Raw genomic sequence first — 26,269 nt, forward strand, 5'->3', positions numbered from 1 at the left:
AACGGGATTCGCCAGCGCCCGACAGCAATGGCACGCGCCTCCCCAGTGCATTATTTTTTCGAAGAGCGGTCGCAAACGGCTCGCACCGTTCGTCCTCTGACAGAAGAGGGAGAGCGCCATGAGAAAACTTATTGTCACCGAGTTCATCAGCATCGATGGCATCGCCGAGGTCGAGAATCTGCCCAGCGTGACCTGGAACGATGAAATGCAACGGTTCAAGGAGGACGAGCTTGCCGACAGCGGCGCCATGCTTCTGGGGCGCACGACCTATGAGATTTTTGCCAGCTCTTGGCCCAAGGAAACTGGAGACTTCGCCGACCGGTTCAACGCGCTGCCGAAATATGTCGCGTCGACGAGCTTGAAGGCACTCGACTGGAAACCGGCCGAGCTGTTGAAGGGCGCGCTACCGGAAGCGGTCCGGACCCTGAAGCAAGGCAGCGGCGGCAACATCTATGTGCATGGTAGCCTCAGCGTCGCGCAGGAATTGCTGCGCCATGGTCTGGTCGACCGCGTCAGGCTGCTCAGCTACCCCGGCGCTGTCGGCAAAGGCAAGCCGCTGTTCCCGCCCAGCGAGCAAGTGCCGCTTGAGCTGATTTCGGCCACGCCATTCGGCAACGGCGTGGTGGCGCTTGAGTATGCGCCTGCAGCAACGCGGCCATAGGGCGGGCCGCGTTTCGCCAGGGATCGCGCCGTCTGGCGCTCGGCCCCGCGCGCAAAACCGCGGGAATGGCCGTCGAAGCGGCCAGCGCCGCGGGTGGCCAAGGCCAGACCGTGGATCGTTCAAATTTAACTAAACTTTTATTAAACTATATGGGATCACCCTTGGCGCGCCTATAGTCTCAGACGGCGGATCACAGGGGATGCCGCATGGCGCGAAGCCCGGAAACGAAACTCGACGAACACAGCTTGATAACGTCGATATTGGTTAAGAGGCATCGAGCGGAAGCGCTCGATATTGTCGACGCCGACGAACTGAAGGAGCGGACGGCAGAGCTCGCACTTGTCCTTGACATCGCTCACCAGGCATTCGCCAGGAAAGGGCCGGCAGGACCGATCGTCGACCGTCTGGCAGGCCGACTCCACGAGCTTCGCAGGCAGTCGGCACCCGCGGTCTGGCAGGCACTCATTCCCCTGGCCCAGCAACATCGCGTTGCCGAGTATTTGATGCAGGATCCGTTCACGCGCTGGTCCTTCGAAAAGCCGCGCGGCTATTCGGGCGACGCGAGCCTGCTGGACATCTATTACAAGCACCCCGCCGCCGACGAGATGGTGGCTTCGTCGACCCCGCTTGGCCTGGAGATCTTCGCCTATACCAGCGACGCTGCGAGTTCCGCGGCCGGACGCGAGCGGCGCAACATCCTCGCCAGGACGGTGGACGAGACGGCTCGCCGGGTCGACAATGCCGAGGTGCTCGCGATTGCCTGCGGTCATCTGCGCGAAGCCGAACTCTCCGAAGCGCTAGCCGAAGGGAGATTGAAACGCTGGATCGGGCTGGATCAGGACCCTGTCAGCGTCGGCATCGTCAACCGCGATCTGGCGGGCACGGCAGTCGAGGCCGTGGACGGCTCCGTGCGGGGTCTTCTTCGCCGCGCCTACAATCTTGGCACGTTCGATCTCGTCTATGCGTCGGGTCTTTACGATTACCTGCCGGCAGCCGTCGGCATCCGCCTGTTCCAGAGAGCCATGGAAATGGTCAAGCCTGGCGGCGAATTCCTCTTTGCCAATTTCAGCGACGAGATCACCACCGATGGCTACATGGAAACCTTCATGGATTGGCCGCTGATCCTGCGTTCGGCTGACGATATGTGGGAAATCATCAATGCCGCGGTCGACAGGAATCGCGTCGAAGCTGACGTGTTCTATGGATCGAACCGAAATATCGTTTACGGCAAAGTCCGCAAAGCGTGATCCCTGGGTGTGGACGGCGGTGACATTCCGGGTCGGCTTGTGACACCAGGCGTGCCTGTCCGAGCGCCTTGGATTCTTTCGTCGAAGGCCGTGAGGTCGAGAATTCGGGTTGAACGTCGGGCAACCGCCGCCGTGCGGCTATCAATCAGACAAATTTAAGAAAAATGTCCGGGTCGCGCGAAACATTCCGTAAGCCCGCCTCCTTATAATTGTGATTTTCGTGAGGCTTGGCGCGACCGCGGCGCGGAACATCAGCGCTATCTTATGAAACGGGGCGTAGAATCCTGTCCAGCCGGAGCGAATCATTAGGATCAGTGCATGACCCAAACGTTGGCCGATGTGGTTGAAGACGAAGTCCTTCAGCAGCGGCAAGAGCCACTTCCGGGAGACCTGCGCAAGCTTTACCGAATGGAAGGGGAGAGTGCCCGCAGAAAAGCTGCCCGGCAGGGGCTCTGGCTCGCGGTTGCGTGCTATCTCTCGTTTTCCGTCACCGACATATTGCTGATCCCGGATGTCGCGGCTTACACGATCGGCGCGCGCTTTGCGGTCAGCGTAATCGCGCTCGTCGTCCTCGAAACACAGTATCGCCTGGGGTTCAAAACCGAAGGGCTTGATCTCACTTGCGCGGTCGCCCTGGTCTCAGGCTACATAGGCTGGCTGATTCCGGCGATAACGACGGGATACATCCAGAATTTCTCCTACTTCATGATTTTTGGTTCCATCTTCATGATGGGCGCCAACCTCTTCTTTCGCTTCCAGTTTGTGCTTTCGATTGTATCGTCTGGGCTGGTCCTCGCCGCGTTCTTCGTCGCTCTGTATTTGTTTCCTGCGACCTTGTCTTACCAAATCGCCCTCGGGACATTTTACATTTCGTGCTTCACGTTTACCTCCTACGTGAACTGGAAGCTGAATGGGGAGCGTTACAACGTCTTCCTCAATGCGCTGGAGGCCAAAATCCAGCACAAGGAGGCCACCGAACGCGGACAGGCGCTGCTCAATCTGTCGAGAACCGATCCACTTACAGGCCTGGAGAACCGGCGCGCGATTGACGAGAAGCTGCGGGACTACTGGAGTGGCTGGCAGAGGTCCGGCAACAGTTTTGTGGCGATCCTCATCGATGTCGACTTCTTCAAGAAGTACAATGACTGTTACGGCCATCAAGAGGGCGACCGCTGCCTGATCCTGGTCGCCAACGCCCTTAGCGATATGATCAAGCAGCACAATGGCTCGATCGGCCGCTACGGCGGCGAGGAATTCATTGTCCTGGCTCGCCTGGACGAGAAAGAGCAGGTCGTGGATCTTTCGGAAGCCATTCGCCGCACGGTGGAGGATCTGGCACTTACCCACGAACTGCGGCGGGACGGCATCTCGGTCGTGACGGTGAGCGTTGGCGCTGCATTCACCCGGCTGCAGACCGGTGCCAAGCTGGAGAAGATCATCCACGAGGCCGATCGCGCGCTTTATCTGGCAAAGGCCGGCGGACGAAATTGCGCCCGGCTGTTCGATCCATCCGATCCCCAGAGCAGTGACGAGAGTGAGAACATTGCGGCTTTGCTGAAGATCGCGATCGGCCAGGACCTCGTTTCACTCGTCTATCAACCGATCCAGGATGTCGCGTCGGGCCGAGTCGAGGCGGTGGAGGCTCTGATGCGCCTCAAAATGCTGGACGGCACATCGGTTCCGCCGAGCCTGTTCATTCCCGTCGCGGAACGAACCGGCGCAATCCTGGAACTCGGGCGCTGGGCAATAAGGACAGTGTGCGCCGAACTCCTGGCGGACGATCACGTCGCCGTCGTCAGCGTCAATGTCTCTCCAATCCAGCTCAAGACACCCGGCTTTGCCACCTCCGTTGCAGCCATTCTGGTCGAGACCGGCGTGGCTGGCAGCCGGCTGGCCTTCGAACTCACCGAGGGGCTGGAGATCGAGATGCACTCGGACATTCTCCGCTGTATCAGCGACCTCAAGCTGCTGGGGGTCAGGATATGGCTCGATGATTTTGGGACGGGCTTCGCGGGTCTGTCATGGCTTCGCCTGATCGATTTCGATACGGTCAAGATCGACCGCTCTTTTCTTCACGACTGCGCCTCCCCAAGGGGCAAGGCCATGCTCCAGGACATTATTGCCCTGGTCCGAAATCGCGGCCACAAAATCCTGGTCGAAGGGGTGGAAACCGACGAGCAGATGGCGCTCATGCGTGATTTCGGCATAGACAAGATCCAGGGCTATCGTGTCGGCCGCCCCGCCCTGGCCAAGAATTTCCAGACGAAACTGGCCGCCCGCAAACCCCCACTCGTTATCCTCAAGTCCGCATGACAGGGATGCCGGCAACTGATCATCAGCCAGCAACAGGAATTGGTGCTTGCCTGGGAGGTGGCGGAGGTTGCCGGCATCGTCAAACTGGCGCGGTCGCAGTGCCTGGCGCTCAAGAAGCAGGTGCTCGAAGCCTTGCTTGCCAGCGCGAAGCTGCAGGAAGCCAATCTGCAGACCTTCGCATTGAGCCCATTCCCATCCCGATGAAAGATCGGGATGGGGCTCTATCTCTTTGTTTGAGCATGATCTTTTCCGAACCAAAGGTCAGCGCAGCAAAAACCGGTTCCCACTTTTCGGGATCATGCTCTGTCTTCTTGTTTGAGCATGATCTTTTCCGAAGACCGGTCCCCACTTTTCGGGATCATGCTCCGAACCGCCTTCCCTACTATGACGTCGCACGCAGGTTGCGGCGGGCGCGCCGCCTGTTTGTGGCGCGCGCCGCCTCCGCCACCACGCCGTTGATTTCGACCACGACGCCTTCGCGCGGCTTGGCGTTGGTGACCCTGTGCAGGCGCTCATAGGGCAACAGCTCCTTGATCCGGGCATTGAGCGACGCGACTTCGGCTCGCAAATCCTCGCATTCCTGCCGCTGGACGTCGTACTGCATTTGTTCAGACGCCTGCTGCAGGGAAAGCTGCGAATAATTTGCGTTCACCGCCGAAAGGTTCATCTTGTCGCTTTCGCTCTCCTTCATGAGCGCAGACAGTTTTTCATCCGCAACCTGCTTTTCGGCCATGGCGTCGCTCCACTGAGCCCTAAGCGTGGCCATCTCGGCGGCGGCTGCGCTGCTCTCGTTCGAGGCCAGTTCCAGTCGCGACTGGAGGTTCTGAATTTCAGAACGCAAGCCGTCCATCTCCAGGTGATTGCGCGTGAGCTCGGCCTGCGTGTCACTTTCCATGAAACGGGCCGCTTCAGTCATTTCCGACATCTTCGTTTGCGCCATCTCGAACGATTTCTGAAGCCGCATTTCCTCCTTCTCGCTCTTGCCAAGCGCAGCCAGCAGTTCCGAAAGCCGCACCGCCTCGCTGGCATGAATCGTCGAGAGCTCATCGAGCCTATGGCGCGTCTCGGTTTCCCGCTTGTGCGCCTTGTCGAGATCAATCGACAGGCTGACATGCTTTTCCCGCAGCATCTTGTTCTCACGCAAGCGTCTATTGGCCTCGACCGTCTTGGCCGCAAGCGTCTTGACGATGTCGCCGAATTCCGCTTCGCGTTTTGCGCTTGCATTGGCTGCCTCGACGAGTTCCAGCCTCACTGCGGCCAGCGCGCCTCGAAGCGCCTCCTTGTCCTGAACCAGGCCTGCCTCATGCTGCTGCAAGACTTCGACGGCGCCTTCGCGCTCGCGCAGCTTTCTGGCTGCATCGTGGAGCTGTTCCGACAGAACTCTTTGGTGTGAGGTCAGGCCGGCATTTGCCAGCTCCAGTTCGTTGGCGCGAAGAACATCGCCGTGGAGGATGTTCAGGAATTCACGTGTCAGATGGTGCGAAGTCGCGATCTCCGACAGTTTCCCGTTGATCTCCTCCAGATAGTCCTGGGCATCGTGAAAGAGCCCATCAACCGCACTCAATGCAGCCAGCCGGGTTTGCGTGTGCGATGTCAGCAGCCGTGCGGTCTCTGGACGGTCCGCACCATTCTCTGGCTGGGCGTTGTCGTTGTTTGTCGCGAGATTCTCGTCGGCGTTCTCCGGCGGCGACTGGTCGGCTAGTTTGAGACACTCATCGAACGCGTCCGCCAACTCGGCTTCGAGCTTCTCAAATGCTCTGTCGGAATTCGCGGCACGCCTCATCAACCCCTTGAAACTCATGGCCTAACACTCCCTGCACTCCCTCCATTCGTTTACTTAAGGAATTGCTAACATTCCTTTTTACATCCTCTTCTTCCGTTGGGGAAGCCCCCGCCGGGGCCCTGAGCAGCCTTGGTCGATCGATATTTTCATGGGCGCGTGCGCAGCAACCGCGACGCCAGCCTGCGGCTCACCCTGTTTGCGTTTGGCCTTGGTGGCGCCGCCCCTAAGCGCGCTTGCCGCGTTTGCTCTTGCCGGCCCGCGCTTCAATCGCCTTCTCGATCTGCCGCTTCAGCTCATCCTTGATGTCGACAGCTTCGGCCAGCAAGGCGTCGATCTTCATGAAATCGAGCACGCGGTATTTCGAGACCGGCGGGCGGATCAGGATGTCGGGCGGATGCTGGCGCAGCTTGTTGGCGATGATCGACTGCATCATCAATTGCGTGGCGCCGTACATCAGGTCGACGGTGGTCGGGTGCTTGCGCTCGGCCTCGCTCGGCGCGCCCACCACGTCGATGGCGATGATGATGTCGGCGGCCTTTTCGATCAGGTCGAACGGCACCGGGTTGTAGATGCCGCCGTCGATCAGCACGCGGCCGTCGCGCTCCACCGGGCGGAACACGGCGGGAATGGCGGCCGAGGCGGCGAGCGCCGAATGCAGGTCGCCGTCCTCGAAGACCGCCAGCTTGTGGCCGAAATAGTCCGTCGCCGTCACCTTGAGCGGGATCTTCAGCTCGGCGAAGGTTTCGGGGATGGCGTCAGGCAGGAAGGCCTTGAGGATGCGCTCGATGTTGAACTGGCTGACGCGGATACCGCCCTGCATGGCCTCCGCGATTGTGCCGGGCCGCGAACGCCACATGCGCGCCGCAACCTCAGCGCGGCGGCTCAGGATCGAGCGGGCATAGTCGTGGATGTCCCGGCCAGCCATGCCCGAGGCCATGCCGGCACCCATGATGGCGCCGATCGAGGAGCCGGCAATCGCAACCGGCTTGATGCCCAGCTCGTCCAGCGCTTCGATGACGTGGATATGCGCCAGCCCGCGCGCGCCGCCGCCGCCAAAGGCGATGCCGAAGCTCGGGCCAGCACTCATCCCTTGCCGCCCAGCACCAGTTTCGGTCCGACGACCATGATGGCCGGTTCCGCGGAAAGCAGTTTCTTCGCCGCTGCCTTGACCTGGTCCAGCGTCACCGCGTTGATGAGGGCGCCGCGCCGCTGCATATAGTCGATGCCGAGCTTGTCGAGCTGCAGTTCGACCAGCGTCGCTGCAATCGCGCTCGAGGAATCCAGATTGTTGATGGCATAGGCGCCGACCATGTATTTCTTGGTCGCCTCAAGTTCTTCCTCGGTCGGCCCGACCTCGGCCATGTGCTTGACCACCTCGCGCACGACGCCAAGCGTCTCGGCCGCCCTGTCGGAGCGGGTCGCGGTGGTGACGAGCAGCGCGTCGGCGTGTTTCTGGTCGATCAGGTCGGAACTGACGCTGTAGGCGAGGCCGCGCTTTTCGCGCACCTCGTCGAACAGGCGCGAGGTGAAGGTGCCGCCGCCGAGAATCTCGTTCATCAGCACCGCGGCGAAAAAGTCCGGCGCGTCGCGTTTCACGCCGGGATAGGCCAGTTGCAGCGAGGTCTGCGGCAGGTCGTAATTGACCTCGAGCTGCTGGCCGAGTTTCGGCTCGATATCGGCGACGGGGTTCAGCGTCTGCTTTTCCGGCAGGTCGCCGAACAGCGCGTCGAGCTTTTGCTTCAGCGTCTCGGCGTCGATGTCGCCGACCACCGCCACATGCAGGCCGTCGCGGGCGAAATTGGCCTTGTGGAAGGCTTTCAGATCATCCGGCGTGATGGCGGCGAGGCTTTGCTTGGTGCCCTGGTCTGACCTGGAATAGGGATGGGTGCCGTAGATCGCTTCCGCCCATTTGGTCTGGGCGATGGTGCCGGGGTCGTTCTCGCCGGCGATGATTCCGGACAGGATCTGCGAACGAATGCGGTCGATCGGCGCCTGGTCGAAGCGCGGCTTGGTGACCGCCAGCCGCAACAGGTCGAACGCCGCGTCTTTGCGCTCGGCCAGCGTGCGCATCGAGCCATAGGTGCCGTCGCGCCCGGCCTCGAAGCCCATTTCGGCGCCGACATCATCGAGCTTTATCTGGAAGGCCTCGCTGTCGAGTTCGTCGGCGCCCTCGTCGAACAGGCCGGTCATCAGATTGACCAACCCTTCCTTGCCAGCTGGGTCCTGCGTCGAGCCGCCGTCGAAGACGAAGCGGATGGCGATGATCGGCACCGTATGATCTTCCACCAGCCAGGCGGTGATGCCCTTCGGCGATTTCACTTCCTGGATGTCCATGGCGCGAGCGGCGAGCGCCGGCAGGATCAGGAAGACGACGGAAAGGAACAGGGTCGCCAGCGGCGTAGCGGTGCGGCGGGGCAGGATCGCGAGTCTGTTCATCGGATCAGTTCCCCGCCTGGGTTTGCGGCAAGAGATAGCCGGTCGTCGAATGGTCGAGGATGAGATAGCGGACGGCGACAGCTTTCACATCGTCGGCGGTGACCTTGCGGATGCGGTCGGGCCATTCCTCGATATCCCTGACATTGCCGCCCACGGCCAGCGTCGAGCCATAGATATTGGCCATGGAATCCTGCTTATCGCGGGCGAAGATCATCGAGCGGACGTAGCGGGCCTTGGCCTTCTCCAACTCCTCGCCTGTGACCCCGTCCTTGGCAATGCGGATGATTTCGGCATCGACCGCCGCCTCGACATCGGCGAGCTTGGCATCACCGCGCGGCGCGCCATAGACGGTGAAATTGGTAGCATCGTGCATGGTTCCCTGGAAGAAGGCCCCGGCGCTGGCAGCTATGCCTTGCTTGACCACAAGCTCCTGGTAGAGCCGGCTGCGGCTGCCGCCGCCGAGGATTTCAGCCAGTATATCGAGCGCTTCGGCTTCGCCCGGTTTTGCCGTGCGATAGGACGGAACCACCCATTGCGTCGAAAAACTCGGGACGCTGACGCGCGCATCGGTGAGCGTCACCGTGCGCTTGGTGTTCTGCTCCGGCTCGACCGGACGGATGCGCGGCGGCAGGTCCGGACCGCGCGCGACCTTGCCAAAGGTCTTTTCGGCCAGCGCCTTGACCGCGCCCGGCTCGACGTCGCCGGCCACCACCAGCACGGCATTGTTGGGCGTATAATATTTGTCGTAGAAGGCCGTGGCGTCGATGCGGTTCAGCTGCTCCATCTCCTGCATCCAGCCGATCACCGGAATGCGGTAGGGCTGGTTCTGCCACAGCGTGGCGTCGACTTCCTCGTCGAGAACCGCCTCGGGATTGCTGTCGATGCGCGCGCGGCGCTCTTCGAGGATGACGTCGCGCTCGGTCTTGATGACGTCGTCGGTGAGGATGAGGTTGCGCATCCGGTCCGCCTCGAAGCTCATCATGTCGCCGAGTGCCGAGGGCGCCACCGTCTCGTGGAAGGCGGTGTAGTCATAAGAGGTGAAAGCGTTGTTGGAGCCGCCTATGGCCGAGATAGCGCGGTCGAACTCGCCGGCGGCATGGTTCTTGGTCGCCTTGAACATCAGATGTTCGAAGAAATGGGCGATGCCGGATTTACCAGGCGGCTCATCGGCGCTGCCGATCTTGTACCACACCATATGGGTGACGATCGGCGCCCGGTGATCCGGGATGACGACGACCTCCATGCCGTTGTCGAGCAGGAAATCAGTCACCTTGCCATCGTCGGATGCGGCCAGAACCGGGCCGGTGGCGACCAAGGCCAGCGCGGTCGTCAGCAGCATTCTGCGCAGAGATGTCATCAATGGCTCCGGATTTCATGCCGCGACGATAGGCAAGGTCTTGTGGACAAGCAAAGTGAATTGTTGGTCATGTTGCCGGCAAAGGCGGCGGCAACGAGGCCGCGCACCGGGCTTGCAAGGGATGCTGCAAGCAATCAGCCGGCTTCGATGAAGCGAATGACGGTCTCGCCATAGCCGCGCTCGTCGACCACCGCAAAGCCGGGGCCAACCTCGAACGGAGCTGCCGCCGCTTCCTCGACGACGCAGAGCGCCCCGGGCGAGAGCCAGCCACCGGCCTTGGCCGAGCGCAAGGCAAGTTCGCCAAGACCCTTGCCGTAGGGCGGATCGGCAAACACCAGTCCGAAGGCGGCAAGGGTGCCGGCATCGCCAAGTGCCGAGGCATCCCGGCGAAAAATCTTGGTGCGCCCGGTCAGACCGAAGGCTTCGACATTGGTGCGGATCAGGCCGCGTCCTTCCGCCGATTCCTCGATGAAGACGCCATAGGACGCGCCGCGCGACATCGCTTCGAGGCCGAGCGCGCCGGTGCCGGCGAACAGGTCGAGCACGCGCGCGCCGTCCAGTTTCTCGGGATAGCGATGCGCCAGCACGTTGAAGACGGCCTCGCGGGTGCGGTCGGTCGTCGGGCGGATGCCGTTGCTGCGCGGCGTCGCCAGCGGACGCCCGCGAAACTCACCGCCGACGATCCGCATTACTTGCCCTTGGGGCCGTTACGCGGCCGGTCACTGCCGCGCTTGCCGTCCCCCTTGGGGCCATCCCCCCGCGTGCCGAACGGCTTGGCGCCGCCTGGCTTGCCATAGGCCGGCTTGAAGGAAGCCTTGCGCGCCTTGGCATCGCTGGCCTTGGCCGCGTCGGCTTCCGCCCTGCCCTTGCCGATCGGCCGCGCGCCGGGCGCCATCCAGACATTGGCCTTGCGCTGGCCCGGCGGCTCGATCGGCCGCTGCTCGCGTTCCGGCCTTTTCCCGCCCGGCTTGCCGCCAAAGCCACCACGCGGCTTGTCGCCGAAGCCGCCGCGAGGTTTATCGCCAAAGCTGCGCTCGGGCCTCGGGCCACGCTCGCCAAAGCTCTTTTCCGGTCCCGCACTTCTGTCAGGACTTGTCGACAGCTTGCCCAGCGCCTCGTCGCGGCTGCCTTCGCGGCGCTTGCGGTTCTTGATCAGCCCGCCCTCGCCGATCGGCCGGCGCTCGCCGTCGCGGGTGAACTTTGGCCGCTCGGGTTCTTCTTCGCGCACCGCTTCGCGCCGCACCGGCTTGTTGGAAAACGGCTTGGTGATCTCGGCGTCGAAATTGGCGCCGGATTCCTCGACCAGGCGCTCGCCAAGCTGGTCGCGCAGCACGCGGCCCTTGATCTCGAGCACATGGCCCTCCTTCAGATCATCCAGCTGGAACGGCCCGTAGGAAATGCGGATCAGCCGCGTCACGTCGAGGCCAAGCGAGCCAAGAATATTCCTGACTTCGCGGTTCTTGCCCTCGCGCAGGCCAAGCGTCAGCCAGGCATTGGTGCCCTGCTCGCGGTCGAGCGTCGCTTCGATGGCGCCATAGAAGACGCCGTCGACGGCAATGCCTTCGCGTAATCCCGCGAGCGCGCTTTCCTCGACCTTGCCGTGGACGCGCACGCGGTAGCGCCTGAGCCAGCCGGTGGCCGGCAGTTCGAGCACGCGCGACAGCCCGCCATCATTGGTGAGCAGCAAAAGGCCTTCGGTGTTGATATCGAGGCGACCGATGGTCATCAGCCGCGGCAGGTCTGCCGGCAGGACGTCGAAAACGGTTTTGCGGCCCTCGGGATCGCGGTTGGTGGTGACCACGCCGGCCGGTTTGTGGAACAGGAACAGCCTTGTGCGCTCGATCGGTGGTATTTCCATGCCGTCGAGATGGATGATGTCGCCGGGCATGACATTGAAGGCCGGCGTGGTCAGAGCGCGGCCATTGACCTTGACGCGGCCGGCCGCAATCAGCTCCTCGGCATCGCGGCGCGAGGCCAGACCGGCACGTGCCAGCCGCTTGGCGATGCGCTCGCCCGCCTCTTCCGTTGCCTCGGCGGCACGCGGGCGCGACTTGAAACCACCGCCTGATGCGCCGCCCTGGGGCCGATCGCCAAAGTCGCGCTTGGGGCGATCAGCGAAGTCCCGCTTCGGCCGGTCGCCGGCGTCGCGCTGCGCGCGATCGCCAAAGTCGCGCTTGGTACGGTCGAAGCGTTTTTCACCGCCCTCGGCGGCCGCCGCCGGCCGGTCGCCGCGCGGTGCGTAAGGCTTGCGCGGTCCTTCGCGCATTTCATAAGGCTTGCGCTCGCCATCGGCGGCCATCGGCCGGTCGCCGCGCGGTGCGTAAGGTTTGCGCGGGCCTTCGCGTTTTTCAAACGGCTTGCCTTCGGGGCGCGGACCCTTGCTGAACGGCCGATCGCCGCTTTTGAAGTCGCGCTTCGGCCGCTCGCCGTCGGCGGCAATCGGACGATCGCCACGCGGGGCATAAGGCTTGCGCGGACCTTCGCGCTTTTCAAAAGGCTTGCCTTCAGGGCGCGGGCCCTTGCTGAATGGCCGGTCGCCGCTCTTGAAATCGCGCTTCGGGCGCTCGCCCTCGGCGGCCATCGGCCGCTCGCCGCGCGGTGCGTAGGGTTTCTTGGCGCCGAAGGATGGCTTGCCGCCCTTGCCGGCGGCGCCATCGCGGCTACGCGGTCCCGCGGCTTTCGGGCCGCCTCTGGCCGGACCCTTTTTGGGCCGGAATTTCTTGTCGTTGTCGTCCATGTGGCCTTTGCCTGTTTGCGCTGCTACAGCGTGGCGCATCCTTTCGGGCGCGCAAAGAACGCTGTAGCACTTTTGATTTGGCGCATGATCATTTCCGAAAACCGAGTCCGATTTTCGAGGTTATGCGCTCAATAACAGGATCACGCCTGAGTGGCGAGGAGATAATCGGGATGGAAACCCGCGTGAAGCGGCCGGATTTCATGGCGCTGGCGCTGCAAGAGGCCGAAGCCGCCGCCTTGCGCGGCGAAGTGCCGGTCGGCGCCGTCATTGCCAGCGGCAGCACGGTGGTGGCAAAAGCCGGCAATCGCACCCGCGAGTTGGCCGATCCGACGGCACATGCCGAGATGCTAGCGATCCGCGAGGCTTGCCAGAAGCTTTCCATCGAGCGGCTGACCGGCCACGATCTCTATGTGACGCTGGAGCCCTGTGCCATGTGCGCCGGCGCCATTTCATTCGCCAGGCTGCGCCGGCTCTATTTCGGCGCCGCTGATGAGAAGGGCGGCGCGGTGGTCAACGGCGTGCGCTTCTTCACATCGCCCACATGTCACCACACGCCCGACATCTATCCGGGCATGGCCGAACATGACGCGGCCTTGCTGCTGAAGGATTTTTTCCGGGAGCGGCGCGAACCTTAGGGCCCGCTACAGCGTCAGTTGCGTCCAGGAACGCGCGGCGCTGGAAAGCCGGCTATTTACCAGGGCAGCCAGTCGAACATGCCGCCGCTCTTGCTCTTGGCGGCTGCCTCCTTCTTGAGGCGGCGTTCCTTCTTGTATTCGTCCTCGCCGAGCTGATCCTGCGGCGCGGTGTCGGCGGCGACGCGGTATTGCACCGGCGGCTCGCTCAGATATTTGCGCTTGGTCGGATCGCCCTGCTTGCTTTCTACCATGCGGCGCTGGATTTCGGCGGCACGACCCTTGTCCGAGTCAGCCGGCGACCAGCGTGGCGGATGGCTCGAACCCGAATCCGCCATCGCCTTTTTGATCGATTCCGGGTCGGTCTGCACATCATCGACGATCTGCGACTGGTAGGAAGGATCGTCCTGATGCGCGGTGGCGTCGGCACGCAGGCGGGCGCGGCGTTGCTCGGGCGATTCGGGCCATTCGGCGCTCGCCGTTTCGATGCTGTCCTGCGGCGGCGGCAGCACTTCCTGCTGCCCCGACGCTGGCTTCACCAGTTCGGGACGCGGCTTGTAGTCGATCTGTTGCTTATGCTTCGGCGCGATCGAAAAAGCGCTGGAGAGGTCGCCCGCCAACTGTTCACCGGCGGTCTTGTCGGTGCCGTAGGTGGGCGAGCCCATGCAGCCGGACAGAGCGAGGCCAGATACGACAAGCGGCGCCAGCAGCGCAACGCGCGCGTAAGTTCTCTCGGTCATGCCAAAAAGTCCCACTCTAGACAGCCTCTCGATCGCCACCGGCCAAAGGTCCGGTCCCCATCGTCCATGCTCTTGCGACGGAAATCCGGCGACAATTTGTCATCCGGAGTTTCGCGTGTTTACCTCAACCACTCGTTAAGGGCAACGCGCGGGGGATTGTCAGCCCCTCGCCGTGTCATTTGTGCACCGATATGGCGGCTACTCAAACGCGCCCAAGCGCCTTCAACTCATGCAGGACAGCGGCATCCCGGGCCGAAACATCGGGGAATTCCACATCCTGTCCGACATCGGCGGTGTAGCGCCACGAGCGCGCGCATTTCGCCAGACCCCGGTCCTGCGCCTTCTCGATCACGACCGCTATGCCCCTGACGTCGTCCAGGGTGAAGGCGCCGGAAGACGCGTTGCCGTGGGTGATGACGAGATCGCTGGTGATCGCCATCTCGGCCATGTCGACATCCGCTATCGCCGCTTCGAGCGCGGCATCGTCCAGCGTGACCACCGGCACTGCTTCCAGCGACGAGCCGATCACCTTCTGGGCACGGGCGATTTCCAGTGCGCCGGTGACGACACGGCGAACCTGCCGCACCTTGCGCCATTTTTCCGCCAGTGCCTCGTTCTTCCAGTCCGCCGGAATTTCCGGAAACTGGTCGAGATGCAGCGACACGGCATCCGGGTGACGGTCGAGCCAGGCTTCTTCCATGGTAAAGGGCAGCATTGGCGCCAGCCACTTCACCAGGCAGTCGAACAGGTGGCGCACCACTTGAACCGAAGCCTTGCGCTTCACGCTGGAGGGCGCGTCGCAATAGAGCGCGTCCTTGCGGATGTCGAAATAGAAGGCCGACAGTTCGACCACCATGAAATCAAGCAGCGTGCGGGTGACGCGCTTGAATTCGAAGGCGTCGTAGCCCGAGCGCACCACTTCATCCAGCTCGGCCAGCCGATGCAGCATCAGCCGCTCCAGTTCCGGCATCTTGTCGAGCGGCACCTCCTCGCCATCGTCATGGGCGAGCGTGCCCAACATCCAGCGGATGGTGTTGCGCAATTTGCGGTAGGCATCGATGTTGGTCTGCAGCACGTTTTTGCCGAGCCGCTGGTCTTCCCAATAGTCGGTCGTGACCACCCATAGGCGCAGGATATCGGCGCCGGACTGCTTGATGACGTCCTGCGGCACGACGGTGTTGCCGAGCGACTTCGACATCTTTCGTCCCTCTTCATCCATGGTGAAGCCATGGGTGACGACGGTTTCGTAGGGCGCCCTGCCCCTGGTGCCGCAGCTTTCGAGCAGCGAGGAGTGGAACCAGCCGCGATGTTGGTCGGAGCCTTCCATATAGACGTCGGCCGGCCATTTGAGATCCGGACGGTCCTCCAGCGTGAAGACGTGGGTCGAGCCCGAATCGAACCAGACGTCGAGGATGTCCATCACCTGCTTCCACTTCGAAGCGTCGTGATTGCCGAGGAAACGCTCCTTGGCACCGGCCGCGAACCAGGCGTCGGCGCCCTCTTTCTCGAAAGCGTCCATGATGCGCTGGTTGACAGCCTCGTCCTTCAGCACATTGCCGTCGGCATCGGCGAAGACGGCGATCGGCACGCCCCAGGCGCGCTGGCGCGACAGCACCCAGTCGGGGCGCTCCTCGATCATGGCGCGGATGCGGTTCTGGCCGGCGGCCGGCACAAAACGGGTATCGTCGATCGCCTTCAGCGCGCGGCTGCGCAGCGTCGTGCCATCGCCGAGATCCTTATCCATGTAGACGAACCACTGCGGCGTGTTGCGGAAGATGATCGGCTTCTTCGAGCGCCACGAATGCGGATAGGAATGCTTCAGACGGCCGCGCGCGAACAGCGCGTCGCGCTTGATCAGTTCGTCGATAACCGCCTGGTTGGCGTTGCCCTTCTTGCCGTTGTCGTCGATGACGCGCGCAGCGCCACCCTCACGGTCCGGGCCAAAACCCGGTGCGTCCTTGGTGAAGAAGCCTCCATCGTCGACCGGAAACGGGATGGCGGTGTCAATGCCGCGCTGGCGAAGCTCATTGGCGGCATCCGTCCAGGCATCGAAATCCTCGCGACCGTGGCTGGGCGCGGTGTGGACGAAGCCGGTGCCTGCATCATCGGTGACATGATCACCGGAAACCATCGGCACCGGGAATTCATAGCCCCTGCCGAAGCCTTTGAGCGGATGCGAAAGCGTAAGACTTCCAAGCTGTTCCGCCGAAACGCTGTGAAGACGATTCAAGGTGACCTTGGCCTTGGCCGCAGAGTCTTCCGCGAGTGCATCGGCAAAGATCAGCTTCTCGCCCGGCTGGGGCCCGAAAGCGTTCTCGGCCGCCTTGACCTCATAAAGACCATAGCCGATACGCGGGGAATAGCTGACCGCGCGGTTACCGGGGATGGTCCAGGGCGTCGTCGTCCAGATGACCACATGAGCTTCCAGCAGGTCCAGCGACGCCTCGGTCAGCTTTGGATCCCGTGCCGGCTGCCCTGCCTCAAGGCTGGCGACCGGAAACTTCACCCAGATCGTATCGGACTCATAATCCTGGTACTCGACCTCGGCCTCGGCCAGCGCGGTGCGCTCGACCACGCTCCACATCACCGGCTTTGAGCCGCGATAGAGCTGGCCCGACATGGCGAATTTCAAAAGCTCGCCGGCGATGCGCGCCTCGGCATGGAAAGCCATCGTCGTATAGGGGTTCTTGAAGTCGCCGATGACGCCGAGCCGCTGGAACTCCCCGCCCTGCACCGAGATCCAGTGGGCGGCGAAGTCGCGGCATTCCTGGCGGAATTCGTTGACCGGCACCTCGTCCTTGTTCTTGCCCTTGGCACGGTACTGTTCCTCGATCTTCCATTCGATCGGCAAGCCGTGGCAGTCCCATCCGGGCACATAGTTGGAGTCATAGCCGCGCATCTGGAACGAACGGGTGATGACGTCCTTGAGGATCTTGTTCAGCGCATGGCCGATATGGATGTTGCCATTGGCGTAGGGCGGGCCGTCATGCAGCACGTATTTTTCACGGCCAGCAGCGCTTTCGCGCAGCTTGCGGTAAAGGTCCATGTCCTGCCAGCGCTTGACCAGCAGCGGCTCCTTCTCCGGCAAGCCGGCGCGCATCGGGAAATCCGTCTGCGGCAAATAAAGCGTCTTGGAATAGTCGATCGTATCGGTTGTATCGGTCATTGGTCTGCCATGTGCACTGCCCGGCGGCGAGTGAGCTCGGGCGTTGAACTATCATGATTTGGAAAAAGCGCGAGAGGCACGCGCAAGATCCCCGGCGGCTCCAGCGGCGCTCAGGCCGCCAGGAACACCGGGCTCGTAATTCGTATCGTCAGCGCGCGCAGGCGCGAAAAGCTCGTCATGGCAGGGCTTTTAGCGGAGAAAGACGCAGGAATAAAGCGTCTCTCGTTCGATTCAGCTACATCGTGAAATCGAAGCGGTAGGTGGTCGACACGCCGATCATGAACTGGTTGCGGTCGCCGCGCTCCTTGACCAGGCTGGAATCGGCGGCCGGCCCCATCAGGCGGGAATATTCGCCAAACAGGCTGGCCGTCATCGGTTCGGTCACCTTCCAGGTTATGGCGCCCCCAAGGCCGGTCGATTTCAAGCCGCCGCCTGGATGGTACTCGCTGAGGCCCGAGGCCACCGCCTCCTGCGCATTGACGCCATAATAGGCGTCGAAATAGCCGGAAGAGGCGAAGGAACCGCGCGGGCCCCCCGAAATCCTGACATTTGGTGTCACATCATAGAAGGCGTCGGCGGCGATGTCGGCGACGAAACCGTTGTGGGCGCGAATGCCGTGGCGCAGCTCGGCGCGGGCACGCAACCAGTCCGTCGGATAGAATTCGAAGAAGCCGCCGACCTCGCCACCCCAGCGCACCGGGTCGAGGCCCTTCAGCTCATCATCGCTGCTGCGGGAAAACAGGAATTTGCCGGTCAGGCCGGCGCGGACACCGCCGTCATCGACCAGCGCCAGCGAGATGTTGTCGTTGCGTGAGACAAAGCGGGCGGCGGGACCAGCCTTGCCGAGCGAGATGATCGGCTGGGCGCTGAGCATATACTGCTTGCCGCCCTCGAAATTCGGCGCGATGAGGCCAGTAGCGCCGAGCGTCAGGTACCAGTCGCCGGACAGCCAGCCGAAGGTGCCCTCACCGGCCTCGGCAGAGCCAGCCGCGCTCAGCAGCGCGGCCACCAAAACCACAGGCACTTTTCTGACCGGACTCATGGTCACTCCACTAACACAACACAGCCGCGCACCGGCCACAGCTTTGACGGCCGTTTGGTAAAATTTGATTTAAATCCGTGACAGGGGAGCACGGTTTGTTGTCCTTGCAGGTTATCGCCTTCGGCTGGACGGGCGCCACCACCGGTATTAACCTCGTGGCCGGCAAGTGCCAGACGTTCTTCAATGCCAAAGAGAGACTGGAGGAGATGCTGCCATGACCTTGCAAGGCGATGCCCTGAAAGACGCGATCGGCCAGACACGAGACAAATGGGGGTGGTTCGTCGGGCTCGGCGTGCTGCTGCTCATCTTCGGCGGCATTGCCTTCGGCAATCTGTTCATCGCCACGGTCGCCTCGGTCTATGTCGTCGGCTGGCTGATGCTGATGGCCGGCATAATCGAGATCATCCATGCCTTCGGCGTGAGGACCTGGAGCCGCTTCTTCTATTGGCTGTTCAGCGGCCTGCTCTATGCCGTCGCCGGGTTCTTCGCCTTCGACAATCCGCTGCTGGCCTCGGCGGTGCTGACTTTCCTGCTGGCGGTGGCGCTTGTCGCGTCAGGCGCGCTCCGAGCCTGGGTCGGCTACAGCCATCGGCCGTCCAATGGTTGGGGCTGGCTCGTCGCGGCCGGCCTGATCAGCGTGCTGGCGGGCCTGGTCATCGCCATGGGCTGGCCGGTCAACAGCCTGTGGGTGCTCGGGCTGTTCCTGGCCGTCGATCTGATCTTCCAGGGCTGGACTTTCATCGCCGTCGGACTGGCGTTGAAGAAGTAAGGCGTTGAAGAAATAATCAGGCAAGGTTGAGCAGCGTCACCGAAACCAGCGCCAGCGCGATGCCGACATATTGCATCAAGGACACCTCTTCCTTGAACACGAAGGTGCCGACCAAGACGGCGCCGACCACGACGATGGTGTTGACCAGCGCTCCCGTTACGGCAAGGTTCAGCCTTGTGTTGATGAGGGCAAAGGCCCAGTAGGAGAGCGGCGACAGCAGCATGACATATGCCAGGCTGCGGCCGTTGCCGGTCTTGCCTCAATGCGCGCTCAGCCCATCGCAGAGGATGAACATTCCGGCGCAAACGAGCACAACGCTCCAGACAAACACGTCGATTTTCATCAAGCAGTGTTGGGCGTTCCAGCGGCGGCTTACGATGAACTGCTTCACAGTTTGGCGGTGTTTCCGGCGCTTTCCGCCTCAAAAAGCGATCGCGCGATCCAGCTCCGACAGCGGGCTGACACCGGCAAGCAGCGCCCTCGCCTCGGCCTCGTCGCGCTTCATCTGCGCGACCAGCGCGTCGAGCCCGTCGAACTTCACCTCCGAACGCAGGAAGCCGAAGAACGACACCGCGCAAATCTCGCCATAGAGATCGCCGGAAAAGTCGAAGACGAAGGTTTCCAGCAGCGGCGCGCCATTGTCGTCGACGGTCGGACGGCGGCCGAAGCTGGCAACGCCGTCATGCAGCGTGCCGTCGGCGCGGCGGAAGCGGACGGCATAAATCCCTTCCTTTAGAGTCGCTTCCGGCGAAAGCCTCATGTTGGCGGTGGGAAAACCCAGCGTCCGGCCCAGCTGCTGACCGCCGATCACCTCGCCTTCGACGGTGAAGCGGTAGCCAAGCAGACCTGCGGCCTCGGCCACCTCTCCCTCGCACAGCAACGACCGGATGCGGCTCGACGACACCACCTCGGCGCCCTCGTCGCGAAAGGCGTCGACGAGGGTGACGCCGAAACCGTGGCGCTCGCCTGCCGCCATCAGAAAAGCCGGCCCGCCTTGCCTGTCCTTGCCGAAGTGGAAATCGAAACCGGTGACGGCATGGGTGATGCCGAGGTTCTTTTCCAGCACGTCGGTTACGAAAGCCTCTGCCGACAGGGAGGCGAAGTCGCGTGTGAACGGCTGTTCGACCAGAGCTGCAAAACCCAGTCGCGACAACAGCCGCGCCTTCATCGGCGGCGGCGTCAGCACGAACAGCGGCATATCGGGCCTGAACACCTTGCGCGGGTGCGGCTCGAAGCTCAGCACCAGCGCGGGTGCGCCGCGCCGCGCCGCCTCAGAGAGCGCGCGCTCGAGCACGGCCTGGTGGCCGCGATGAACGCCGTCGAAATTGCCGATCGCGACAACGCCGCCACGCAGATGGGCGGGCAGCGGCGAGATTGCGGAAATACGGTCCGTCATTGCGAGGCTTCCGTCATGGCGCGACCCTATCGCAGTCTCGGAATAACCGCGACCGGCGGGTAGCCGTGCTTTTCCAGAAAGGCCTGGAGTCGCGCCGGATCCGGCTGCAGCGGGTCGCCATAGTCGCGGGCATGGACGCCGCCAGACACGTAGAGCACGTCGAAGCCATTGTCGGCGGCGCCCTTGACGTCGGTCATCATGCCGTCACCGATGGCCAGCACTTGGCCGCGCTCGACCTTGCGGCCGAGAAGGCCGGCGACCTCTTTCAGCGCGAGGTCATAGACCGGTGCGTAAGGTTTTCCGGCGATCAGCGTGCGCCCGCCAAGCTGGGCATAGTCGCGGGCCAAGGCCCCCGCGCACCAGATCATGCGCTCGCCGCGCTCGACCATGATATCGGGATTGGCACAGATGAAAGGCAGGTTCCTGGCCCGCAGCCGCCGCAGAAGCTCGGCGTAGTCCTCCGGTTTTTCCACCTCGTCATCGAACAGCCCGGTGCAGACGACGCCGGATGCCTCGAACTCCTCGACGAGTTCGACGTCGAGACCGTCATAGAGCGTGAAATCGCGGTCGGCACCGATATGGAAAATCTTGCGCGGACCCTCAGCAATCAGATCGCGCGTGACGTCGCCGGAGGTGACGACCCGGTCATAGGCTTCCGGGGGAACGCCGATCGCGTTCATCTGCGCCACCACGTCTGCGCTGCGGCGCGGCGAATTGGTGATCAGCACGACCGGCAGTTTGGCCGCGCGCGCGGTCTCCAAGGCCAGGGCCGCCGCTGGAAAATGCCGTTCGCCATTGTGAACCACGCCCCAGACATCGCAGAGGATGGCACTATAGGAACCCGACAAATCCGCGAGCGAGCCGATGATGTCGGGCGAATGCGCCATGCCGTGTTCCCAAATGACGATCGTTGCAGGAGCCGCAGCCGACGGTCCGCCGCAGCCGGTTCGCATTAGCCGAAGCGGTTCACCCTGTCACCAGCTTTTGCCAGGCGGGTGACGACCCCCTTGCGATGGGCAGCACTATTCGGCGCCACCGACCGCGTGGTTAATGAGCGTTGAAAGGATGGCGTGATCTTGAAAGCATTTCAGAAACTTGAAATTTAACGATTTGTGGCATCGTCCTGCCGACAACTGGGGTTTGGGCAGGGGTTCTGACGACATGATCCGGAAATTCGGAAGCGACAGGCGTGGCAACTACGCATTGCTGACCGTTATTGCCATGGTGCCGCTGATGGGTGCCGTGGCGCTCGCCGTCGACTATTCGGAGCTGCTGCGGCAGAAGCAGGATACGTTGAACGCGCTGGATGCCGCCGGCATCGCCACCGCACAGCAGATCGTCGCGGGCAAGAGCGACACTGACGTAAAGGCCTTTGCCAAGACTTTCTTCGAGGTCAATCTCGGGCATGTCAAGCCGGCGAATACCTTGCTGACCGTCACGCTGCCCAGCACCAACACAGGCGGCGGCACGCTGAAGCTGTGCGCCGCTTTGCACTACCACCCCTATTTTCTGCCGGCGGCCGCCATGCTGATCGGAAAAACCGCCGAGGATGTCGACTTGTCGGCGTGTTCCGAGGTCCGCCTCAAGAACACGCTGGAAGTGTCTCTCGTACTCGACAATTCCGGCTCGATGAGCACCAACGGCTCCGGTACCGGCCAACCACGAATAGATCTGCTCAAGCAGGCCGCGACCGAACTTGTCAATACGATGGCGCTTCAGGCCGCACAGATGAAGCAGGTCACCAAGCCGATGCAGTTTTCCCTGGTGCCGTTTTCGGCATCGGTCAATGTCGGCGCAGCCTACAAGGACGCGACCTGGATGGACACGACCGGCATTTCGCCGGTCCATCATGAGAACTTCGATTGGTCGACGATGACAGCGGCAGCCAATGCAACCAAATACATCGAAAAAGTGGGCAGTATGTACTACCAGCGGGGCACGGGCTGGGGCACGGACAAAGACAAGCCGATGACCCGCTTCAGCCTGTACAAGGATATGCTGGCCACGACCTGTACGAAAAAGCAAGGCGGCACTTGCAAGACCTCTGTGACCGCCGCGTATGAAGCCTGGAAGGGCTGCGTGGAGGCGAGGCCATATCCCTACAATGACGACGATACATCGCCGACCACAGGCACGCCCGCCACCATGTTCGTGCCGATGTTCGCGCCGGACGAAGCCGGCAATTTCTGGGTCGACACCACTCGCACCGCCACCACGTCGTGGGGTTACACCAATAATTGGTGGATCGATTCTCTAGACACGCTGACCGTGCCCAAGCGCCAGGCGGACATGCGAAAGTATTTCCTGACAAAGCCTTGGGACGCAGCGGCCGCAGCCAGCGATGATGGACCCAATTCGGCATGCACGACCGCCGCCATCACGCCGCTGCAGGACGTAACGACCACGGCCGGCAAGACAACCATTACGAACGCCATCGCCGCCATGGCGCCGACCGGCAACACTAACGTGCCGGAAGGGCTGGCCTGGGGCTGGCGGACGGTGTCGAGCAACGAGCCTTTCACGGAAGGCCGGCCGAATACCGAAAAGGGCAACGACAAAGTGGTCATCGTGCTGACCGACGGCGCCAACACCTACAGCATCGGCCCCAGCAACGACATGACCACCGGCTATGCCAAAAACGGATCGACCTACGCCGCTTATGGTTACACCGGCCCGAAGACGGGGGAAACCGCGACCCGCATGTTCGTCAACACAACGGTCACCAAGACAACCTATACGGACGCCAACTACACAGCCGCGCTTGACCAGCAGATGCAAACGCTTTGTGCCAATGCGAAGAATGCGAACATTCTCTTGATGACGGTCTCGCTTGACCTGGTTTCCACCAAGCCGGCGGAAAAGACTGCCATCGACGCGCTCAAGAAATGCTCCTCGGATTCGCGCTTCCGCAAGGATCCGACCGACCCGACCGGCAAGACACCTGCGAAACTCTACTGGAACGCGACCGGCGCCACTCTGTCGCAAAGTTTCAAGGAAATCGCCGACGAACTGTCGAACCTGCGCATCGTCAGCTGATCTTCTGAACTTTTCGAAACGACACGCCCCGCCTCCGGCGGGGCGCTTGTTTGGAGCGCCTGTTCAAGGCGCGCCGACGCGCTTGGTTAGCTTTTGATGAAATGCCGATCGTGCAATCGACTGGTTTCCCACACCCGTCCTTCAGCGTTTTGTGAAACTCTGGCGGGATTGAGAATACGCAGGCGGGGCCGCTTACAGACATGCGTGAATTCTGGCGTCAATTCTTCCGTGACCGGCGCGGCAACTATGCACTCGTGACCGCATTTGCCATGGTGCCGCTGATGGGCGCCGTGGCGATGGCTGTCGACTACACGGAAATGTCCAACCAGAAGCAGTCGGTGGTGAACGCGCTCGACGCAGCCAATTTCGCCACAGCGCGTCGCCTGGTCCAGGGTGCCACCGACGATCAGTTGAAAGCCTACGCGTACGACTTCTTCAGAGCGAATCTCGACAAAGTCGATCCTGCCAAAACCACGCTCAGCGTCACGCTGCCTGCCACCACCACCGGCGGTGGCATACTGAAGCTGTGCGCCGCCCTGGTGTATGATCCCTATTTCCTGCCGGCGGCGGCGATGCTGGTCGGCAAATCCTCCGGCGAGATCGACTATTCCGTTTGCTCGCAAGTCCGGCTGAAGAACACCCTGGAAGTCGCCATGGTGCTGGACAATTCGGGCTCGATGACCACGCCTGGCACCGGTTCGGGACAAAAGCGCATCGACCTTCTCAAGCAGGCCGCCAAGCAACTCGTAGATACGCTGGCCGTGCAGGCGGCGATGATCAAGCAGATCGACAAGCCGGTCCAGTTCAGCCTGGTGCCCTTCGCTGCCTCGGTCAACGTCGGCCCCGCCAACGACAACGCCTCCTGGATCGATGCCTACGGGCTATCGCCAATCCACAACGAGAATTTCGACTGGTCGACGCTGAACGCCGCCAACAAATATGCCCAGAAAATCAATGGCATCTGGTACAAGAAGGGCACTGACTGGGGCACCGAGGAAGGCCAGATGCTGACCCGGTTCTCGCTCTATCGCGATATGAAGGTCGTCACCAGCCACGAGCGGATCGCCGGCAGCGAGCGCGTCGTCTGCGACGTCTACCGTTCCAACCACACCTGCAAGACCAGTCACAAGGAATACGACTACACCGACACGTATGGCCCATTCGCCAGCTGGCAAGGCTGCGTCGAGGACCGGCCTTATCCCTATAATGTCAACGACGCGCCGGCATCCGGCGGGCCCAACAACAGCGGCATTGGCGTCGGCGATCCGGCAACGATGTTCGTGCCGATGTTTGCGCCCGACGAGCCCGGCAATCACTGGAAGCTGACCCAGGATCCGGACGAGGCGAACCCAGTGACCTATGGAGCGGCAAACAGCTGGTGGAACGACGATCCGTCGAGCAGCACCGGCAAGACGCGGCAATCCAACATGGCCAAATATTTCCAGCCGCGGCCGATCGATGCGCCCGTGCTGGCCAAGGGCGCCGGGCCCAATTACAGCTGCACCACCACGCCGATCACGCCGCTGACCGACGTCACCGATGCCGCAGGGCTGGCCAAGATCAAGGCCGCGATCGACCTGATGACCCCCAACGGCAACACCAATGTGCCGGAAGGCCTGGCCTGGGGCTGGCGCACCGTCTCCAGCACCGAGCCCTTCACCGAGGGACGTCCGGAGACCGAACGCGGCAACGACAAGGTGGTCATCGTGCTCACCGATGGCGAGAACACCTATTCGACGGTGAGCAGCGACCCGGCCGGCAACAAATCGACCTATGCCGCTTACGGCTATACCGGCCTCGCCTATTATGGCACGGCGGTGACCCGGCTGTTCGGCGGCACGTCGAGCGCCGTCGGCCAGTTCAACTATTCGTCCAGCAACTACACCACCGCGCTCAACGACCAGATGGCGACGCTGTGCAACAACGCCAAGGCAGCCAACATCATGGTGATGACCGTGGCGCTCGACCTGTCGACCACCGATGCCAGCGACAAGAAGGCGATCGACGCGCTGAAGACGTGCTCCTCGGACTCGCGCTTCCGCAAGGATCCGACCGACCCGAGCAAGCCGGCCAAGCTGTTCTGGAACGCCACGGGTGCGACGCTGTCGGACAATTTCAAGGAAATCGCCAACGAGCTGTCGAACCTTCGCGTGGTGAGCTGAGGCAGCTAAACTGGCGCCCTCGCCAATTTTCGACACTGGCGCAACGGTCGGCCTGGCCAAGCCCTTGCGCGTCGGTGTCCCGCGAGGCAAGGATCGAAGGCTTCCCGGAGACCACCATGCCCGAAACCGCCAACCATCTCGCCTTCGCGCTGGTCTGCCTTGGCATGGTGCTGACGCCCGGCCCGAACATGATCTACCTGATCTCGCGCTCGCTGTCGCAGGGACCGAAGGCCGGCCTGATCTCGCTCGGCGGCGTGGCGCTCGGTTTTCTCTTCTACGTGCTGTCGGCGGCATTCGGCATCACCGCGCTGCTGCTCGCCGTGCCCTTCGCCTATGACGCGCTGCGCTTTGCCGGCGCGCTCTATTTGCTGTGGCTCGCCTGGCAAGCCGTGAGGCCCGGCGGACGCTCGCCGTTCCAGGTGCGCGAGCTGCCGAAGGACAGGCCGCGCAAGCTGTTTGCCATGGGCCTGATGACCAACCTGCTCAACCCGAAAGTGGCGGTGCTCTATCTGTCGCTGCTGCCGCAGTTCATCAGCCTCGACAAGGGCCATGTGCTGTCGCAGCTGCTGGTGCTCGGCGCCACGCAGATCACGATCAGTCTCACCGTCAACGCCATCATTGCGGTGACGGCCGGCTCTATCGCCACCTTCCTCGCCGGACGACCGCTTTGGCTGGTGATCCAGCGCTGGATGATGGGCACGGTGCTCACCGCACTTGCCGTGAAGATGGCGACCGACGCGCAACGCTGAGCTGCCTGCGGACGCAGCTTACATCGGCCGCCTGATCGCGGCT

21 protein-coding genes are annotated in these 26,269 nt (G+C 62.5%); 9 read left to right on the forward strand and 12 right to left on the reverse strand.

Features of this window, described 5'->3' with window-relative positions; translation table 11 throughout:
* Nucleotides 1-118 precede the first annotated feature (118 nt).
* The 4 genes from AC1DX6_RS29960 to AC1DX6_RS29975 all read left to right on the forward strand — a co-directional run bounded on the left by AC1DX6_RS29960 (nt 119) and on the right by AC1DX6_RS29975 (nt 4,425).
* Nucleotides 119-661, forward strand: a complete 543-nt coding sequence (locus AC1DX6_RS29960; RefSeq protein ID WP_477320099.1) for a dihydrofolate reductase family protein — start codon at nt 119-121, stop codon at nt 659-661.
* A gap of 206 nt (nt 662-867) precedes the next feature.
* The gene (locus tag AC1DX6_RS29965; protein ID WP_477320101.1) at nt 868-1,908 is read left to right on the forward strand and encodes a class I SAM-dependent methyltransferase; all 1,041 of its coding nucleotides are present in this window, start codon (nt 868-870) and stop codon (nt 1,906-1,908) included.
* Nucleotides 1,909-2,226: 318 nt separating this feature from the next.
* A complete protein-coding gene (locus tag AC1DX6_RS29970) occupies nt 2,227-4,221 on the forward strand; it encodes a putative bifunctional diguanylate cyclase/phosphodiesterase (RefSeq protein WP_477320103.1) in 1,995 nt (664 codons plus the stop codon).
* 42 nt (nt 4,222-4,263) lie between these two features.
* Complete coding sequence (locus AC1DX6_RS29975) at nt 4,264-4,425, forward strand: hypothetical protein (RefSeq protein WP_477320105.1); 162 nt, start codon at nt 4,264-4,266, stop codon at nt 4,423-4,425.
* A 178-nt stretch (nt 4,426-4,603) separates the two neighbouring features.
* Here AC1DX6_RS29975 and AC1DX6_RS29980 read toward each other — a convergent pair whose 3' ends face one another.
* From AC1DX6_RS29980 to AC1DX6_RS30005, 6 genes are all read right to left on the reverse strand, one after another.
* Nucleotides 4,604-6,022, reverse strand: coding sequence for a coiled-coil domain-containing protein (locus AC1DX6_RS29980; RefSeq protein WP_477320107.1), 1,419 nt, complete (start codon nt 6,020-6,022; stop codon nt 4,604-4,606).
* Between the two features lie 205 nt (nt 6,023-6,227).
* A complete protein-coding gene (locus AC1DX6_RS29985) occupies nt 6,228-7,091 on the reverse strand; it encodes a patatin-like phospholipase family protein (RefSeq protein WP_477320109.1) in 864 nt (287 codons plus the stop codon).
* Nucleotides 7,088-8,440 (reverse strand): M16 family metallopeptidase, encoded by a 1,353-nt coding sequence (locus AC1DX6_RS29990; RefSeq protein ID WP_477320110.1) that lies wholly within the window; start codon nt 8,438-8,440, stop codon nt 7,088-7,090. Before AC1DX6_RS29990 ends, AC1DX6_RS29985 begins: the two co-directional genes overlap by 4 nt.
* A gap of 4 nt (nt 8,441-8,444) precedes the next feature.
* A complete protein-coding gene (locus AC1DX6_RS29995; RefSeq protein WP_477320112.1) occupies nt 8,445-9,797 on the reverse strand; it encodes a M16 family metallopeptidase in 1,353 nt (450 codons plus the stop codon).
* A 134-nt stretch (nt 9,798-9,931) separates the two neighbouring features.
* Entirely contained in the window at nt 9,932-10,486 is a 555-nt protein-coding gene (gene rsmD, locus AC1DX6_RS30000; RefSeq protein WP_477320114.1) for a 16S rRNA (guanine(966)-N(2))-methyltransferase RsmD, read from the reverse strand.
* The gene (locus AC1DX6_RS30005) at nt 10,486-12,534 is read right to left on the reverse strand and encodes a pseudouridine synthase (RefSeq protein ID WP_477320116.1); all 2,049 of its coding nucleotides are present in this window, start codon (nt 12,532-12,534) and stop codon (nt 10,486-10,488) included. Before AC1DX6_RS30005 ends, rsmD begins: the two co-directional genes overlap by 1 nt.
* A 182-nt stretch (nt 12,535-12,716) precedes the next feature.
* On the opposite strand from AC1DX6_RS30005, the gene AC1DX6_RS30010 reads away from it, so the two are divergent.
* Nucleotides 12,717-13,169 (forward strand): nucleoside deaminase, encoded by a 453-nt coding sequence (locus AC1DX6_RS30010; protein WP_477320138.1) that lies wholly within the window; start codon nt 12,717-12,719, stop codon nt 13,167-13,169.
* Nucleotides 13,170-13,225: 56 nt separating this feature from the next.
* Here AC1DX6_RS30010 and AC1DX6_RS30015 read toward each other — a convergent pair whose 3' ends face one another.
* From AC1DX6_RS30015 to AC1DX6_RS30025, 3 genes are all read right to left on the reverse strand, one after another.
* Nucleotides 13,226-13,906 (reverse strand): hypothetical protein, encoded by a 681-nt coding sequence (locus tag AC1DX6_RS30015; protein WP_477320118.1) that lies wholly within the window; start codon nt 13,904-13,906, stop codon nt 13,226-13,228.
* A gap of 202 nt (nt 13,907-14,108) precedes the next feature.
* Nucleotides 14,109-17,072, reverse strand: a complete 2,964-nt coding sequence (gene ileS / locus AC1DX6_RS30020) for an isoleucine--tRNA ligase (protein ID WP_477320120.1) — start codon at nt 17,070-17,072, stop codon at nt 14,109-14,111.
* A 235-nt stretch (nt 17,073-17,307) separates the two neighbouring features.
* Nucleotides 17,308-18,114 carry a MipA/OmpV family protein gene (locus tag AC1DX6_RS30025; RefSeq protein WP_477320122.1) on the reverse strand — a complete coding sequence of 269 codons (807 nt, stop codon included), beginning with the start codon at nt 18,112-18,114 and terminating at the stop codon, nt 17,308-17,310.
* Nucleotides 18,115-18,328: 214 nt separating this feature from the next.
* Here AC1DX6_RS30025 and AC1DX6_RS30030 point away from each other — a divergent pair, with 214 nt between their 5' ends.
* Complete coding sequence (locus AC1DX6_RS30030; RefSeq protein ID WP_477320124.1) at nt 18,329-18,883, forward strand: HdeD family acid-resistance protein; 555 nt, start codon at nt 18,329-18,331, stop codon at nt 18,881-18,883.
* Nucleotides 18,884-18,899: 16 nt separating this feature from the next.
* Here AC1DX6_RS30030 and AC1DX6_RS30035 read toward each other — a convergent pair whose 3' ends face one another.
* The 3 genes from AC1DX6_RS30035 to AC1DX6_RS30045 form a co-directional block, all read right to left on the reverse strand.
* Complete coding sequence (locus tag AC1DX6_RS30035) at nt 18,900-19,106, reverse strand: hypothetical protein (RefSeq protein WP_477320126.1); 207 nt, start codon at nt 19,104-19,106, stop codon at nt 18,900-18,902.
* 198 nt (nt 19,107-19,304) lie between these two features.
* Nucleotides 19,305-20,279 (reverse strand): bifunctional riboflavin kinase/FAD synthetase, encoded by a 975-nt coding sequence (locus AC1DX6_RS30040; RefSeq protein WP_477320128.1) that lies wholly within the window; start codon nt 20,277-20,279, stop codon nt 19,305-19,307.
* A 26-nt stretch (nt 20,280-20,305) separates the two neighbouring features.
* Entirely contained in the window at nt 20,306-21,166 is an 861-nt protein-coding gene (locus tag AC1DX6_RS30045) for a TIGR01459 family HAD-type hydrolase (RefSeq protein ID WP_477320130.1), read from the reverse strand.
* Between the two features lie 274 nt (nt 21,167-21,440).
* Between AC1DX6_RS30045 and AC1DX6_RS30050 the strand changes: the two genes are divergently transcribed.
* The 3 genes from AC1DX6_RS30050 to AC1DX6_RS30060 all read left to right on the forward strand — a co-directional run bounded on the left by AC1DX6_RS30050 (nt 21,441) and on the right by AC1DX6_RS30060 (nt 26,226).
* Nucleotides 21,441-23,315 (forward strand): pilus assembly protein TadG-related protein, encoded by a 1,875-nt coding sequence (locus AC1DX6_RS30050; protein ID WP_477320132.1) that lies wholly within the window; start codon nt 21,441-21,443, stop codon nt 23,313-23,315.
* A 200-nt stretch (nt 23,316-23,515) separates the two neighbouring features.
* Complete coding sequence (locus AC1DX6_RS30055; protein WP_477320134.1) at nt 23,516-25,477, forward strand: TadE/TadG family type IV pilus assembly protein; 1,962 nt, start codon at nt 23,516-23,518, stop codon at nt 25,475-25,477.
* Nucleotides 25,478-25,593: 116 nt separating this feature from the next.
* A complete protein-coding gene (locus AC1DX6_RS30060) occupies nt 25,594-26,226 on the forward strand; it encodes a LysE family translocator (RefSeq protein WP_477320136.1) in 633 nt (210 codons plus the stop codon).
* Nucleotides 26,227-26,269: the final 43 nt, after the last annotated feature.

The sequence above is a fragment of the Mesorhizobium sp. P2_C4 genome (assembly GCF_056404575.1).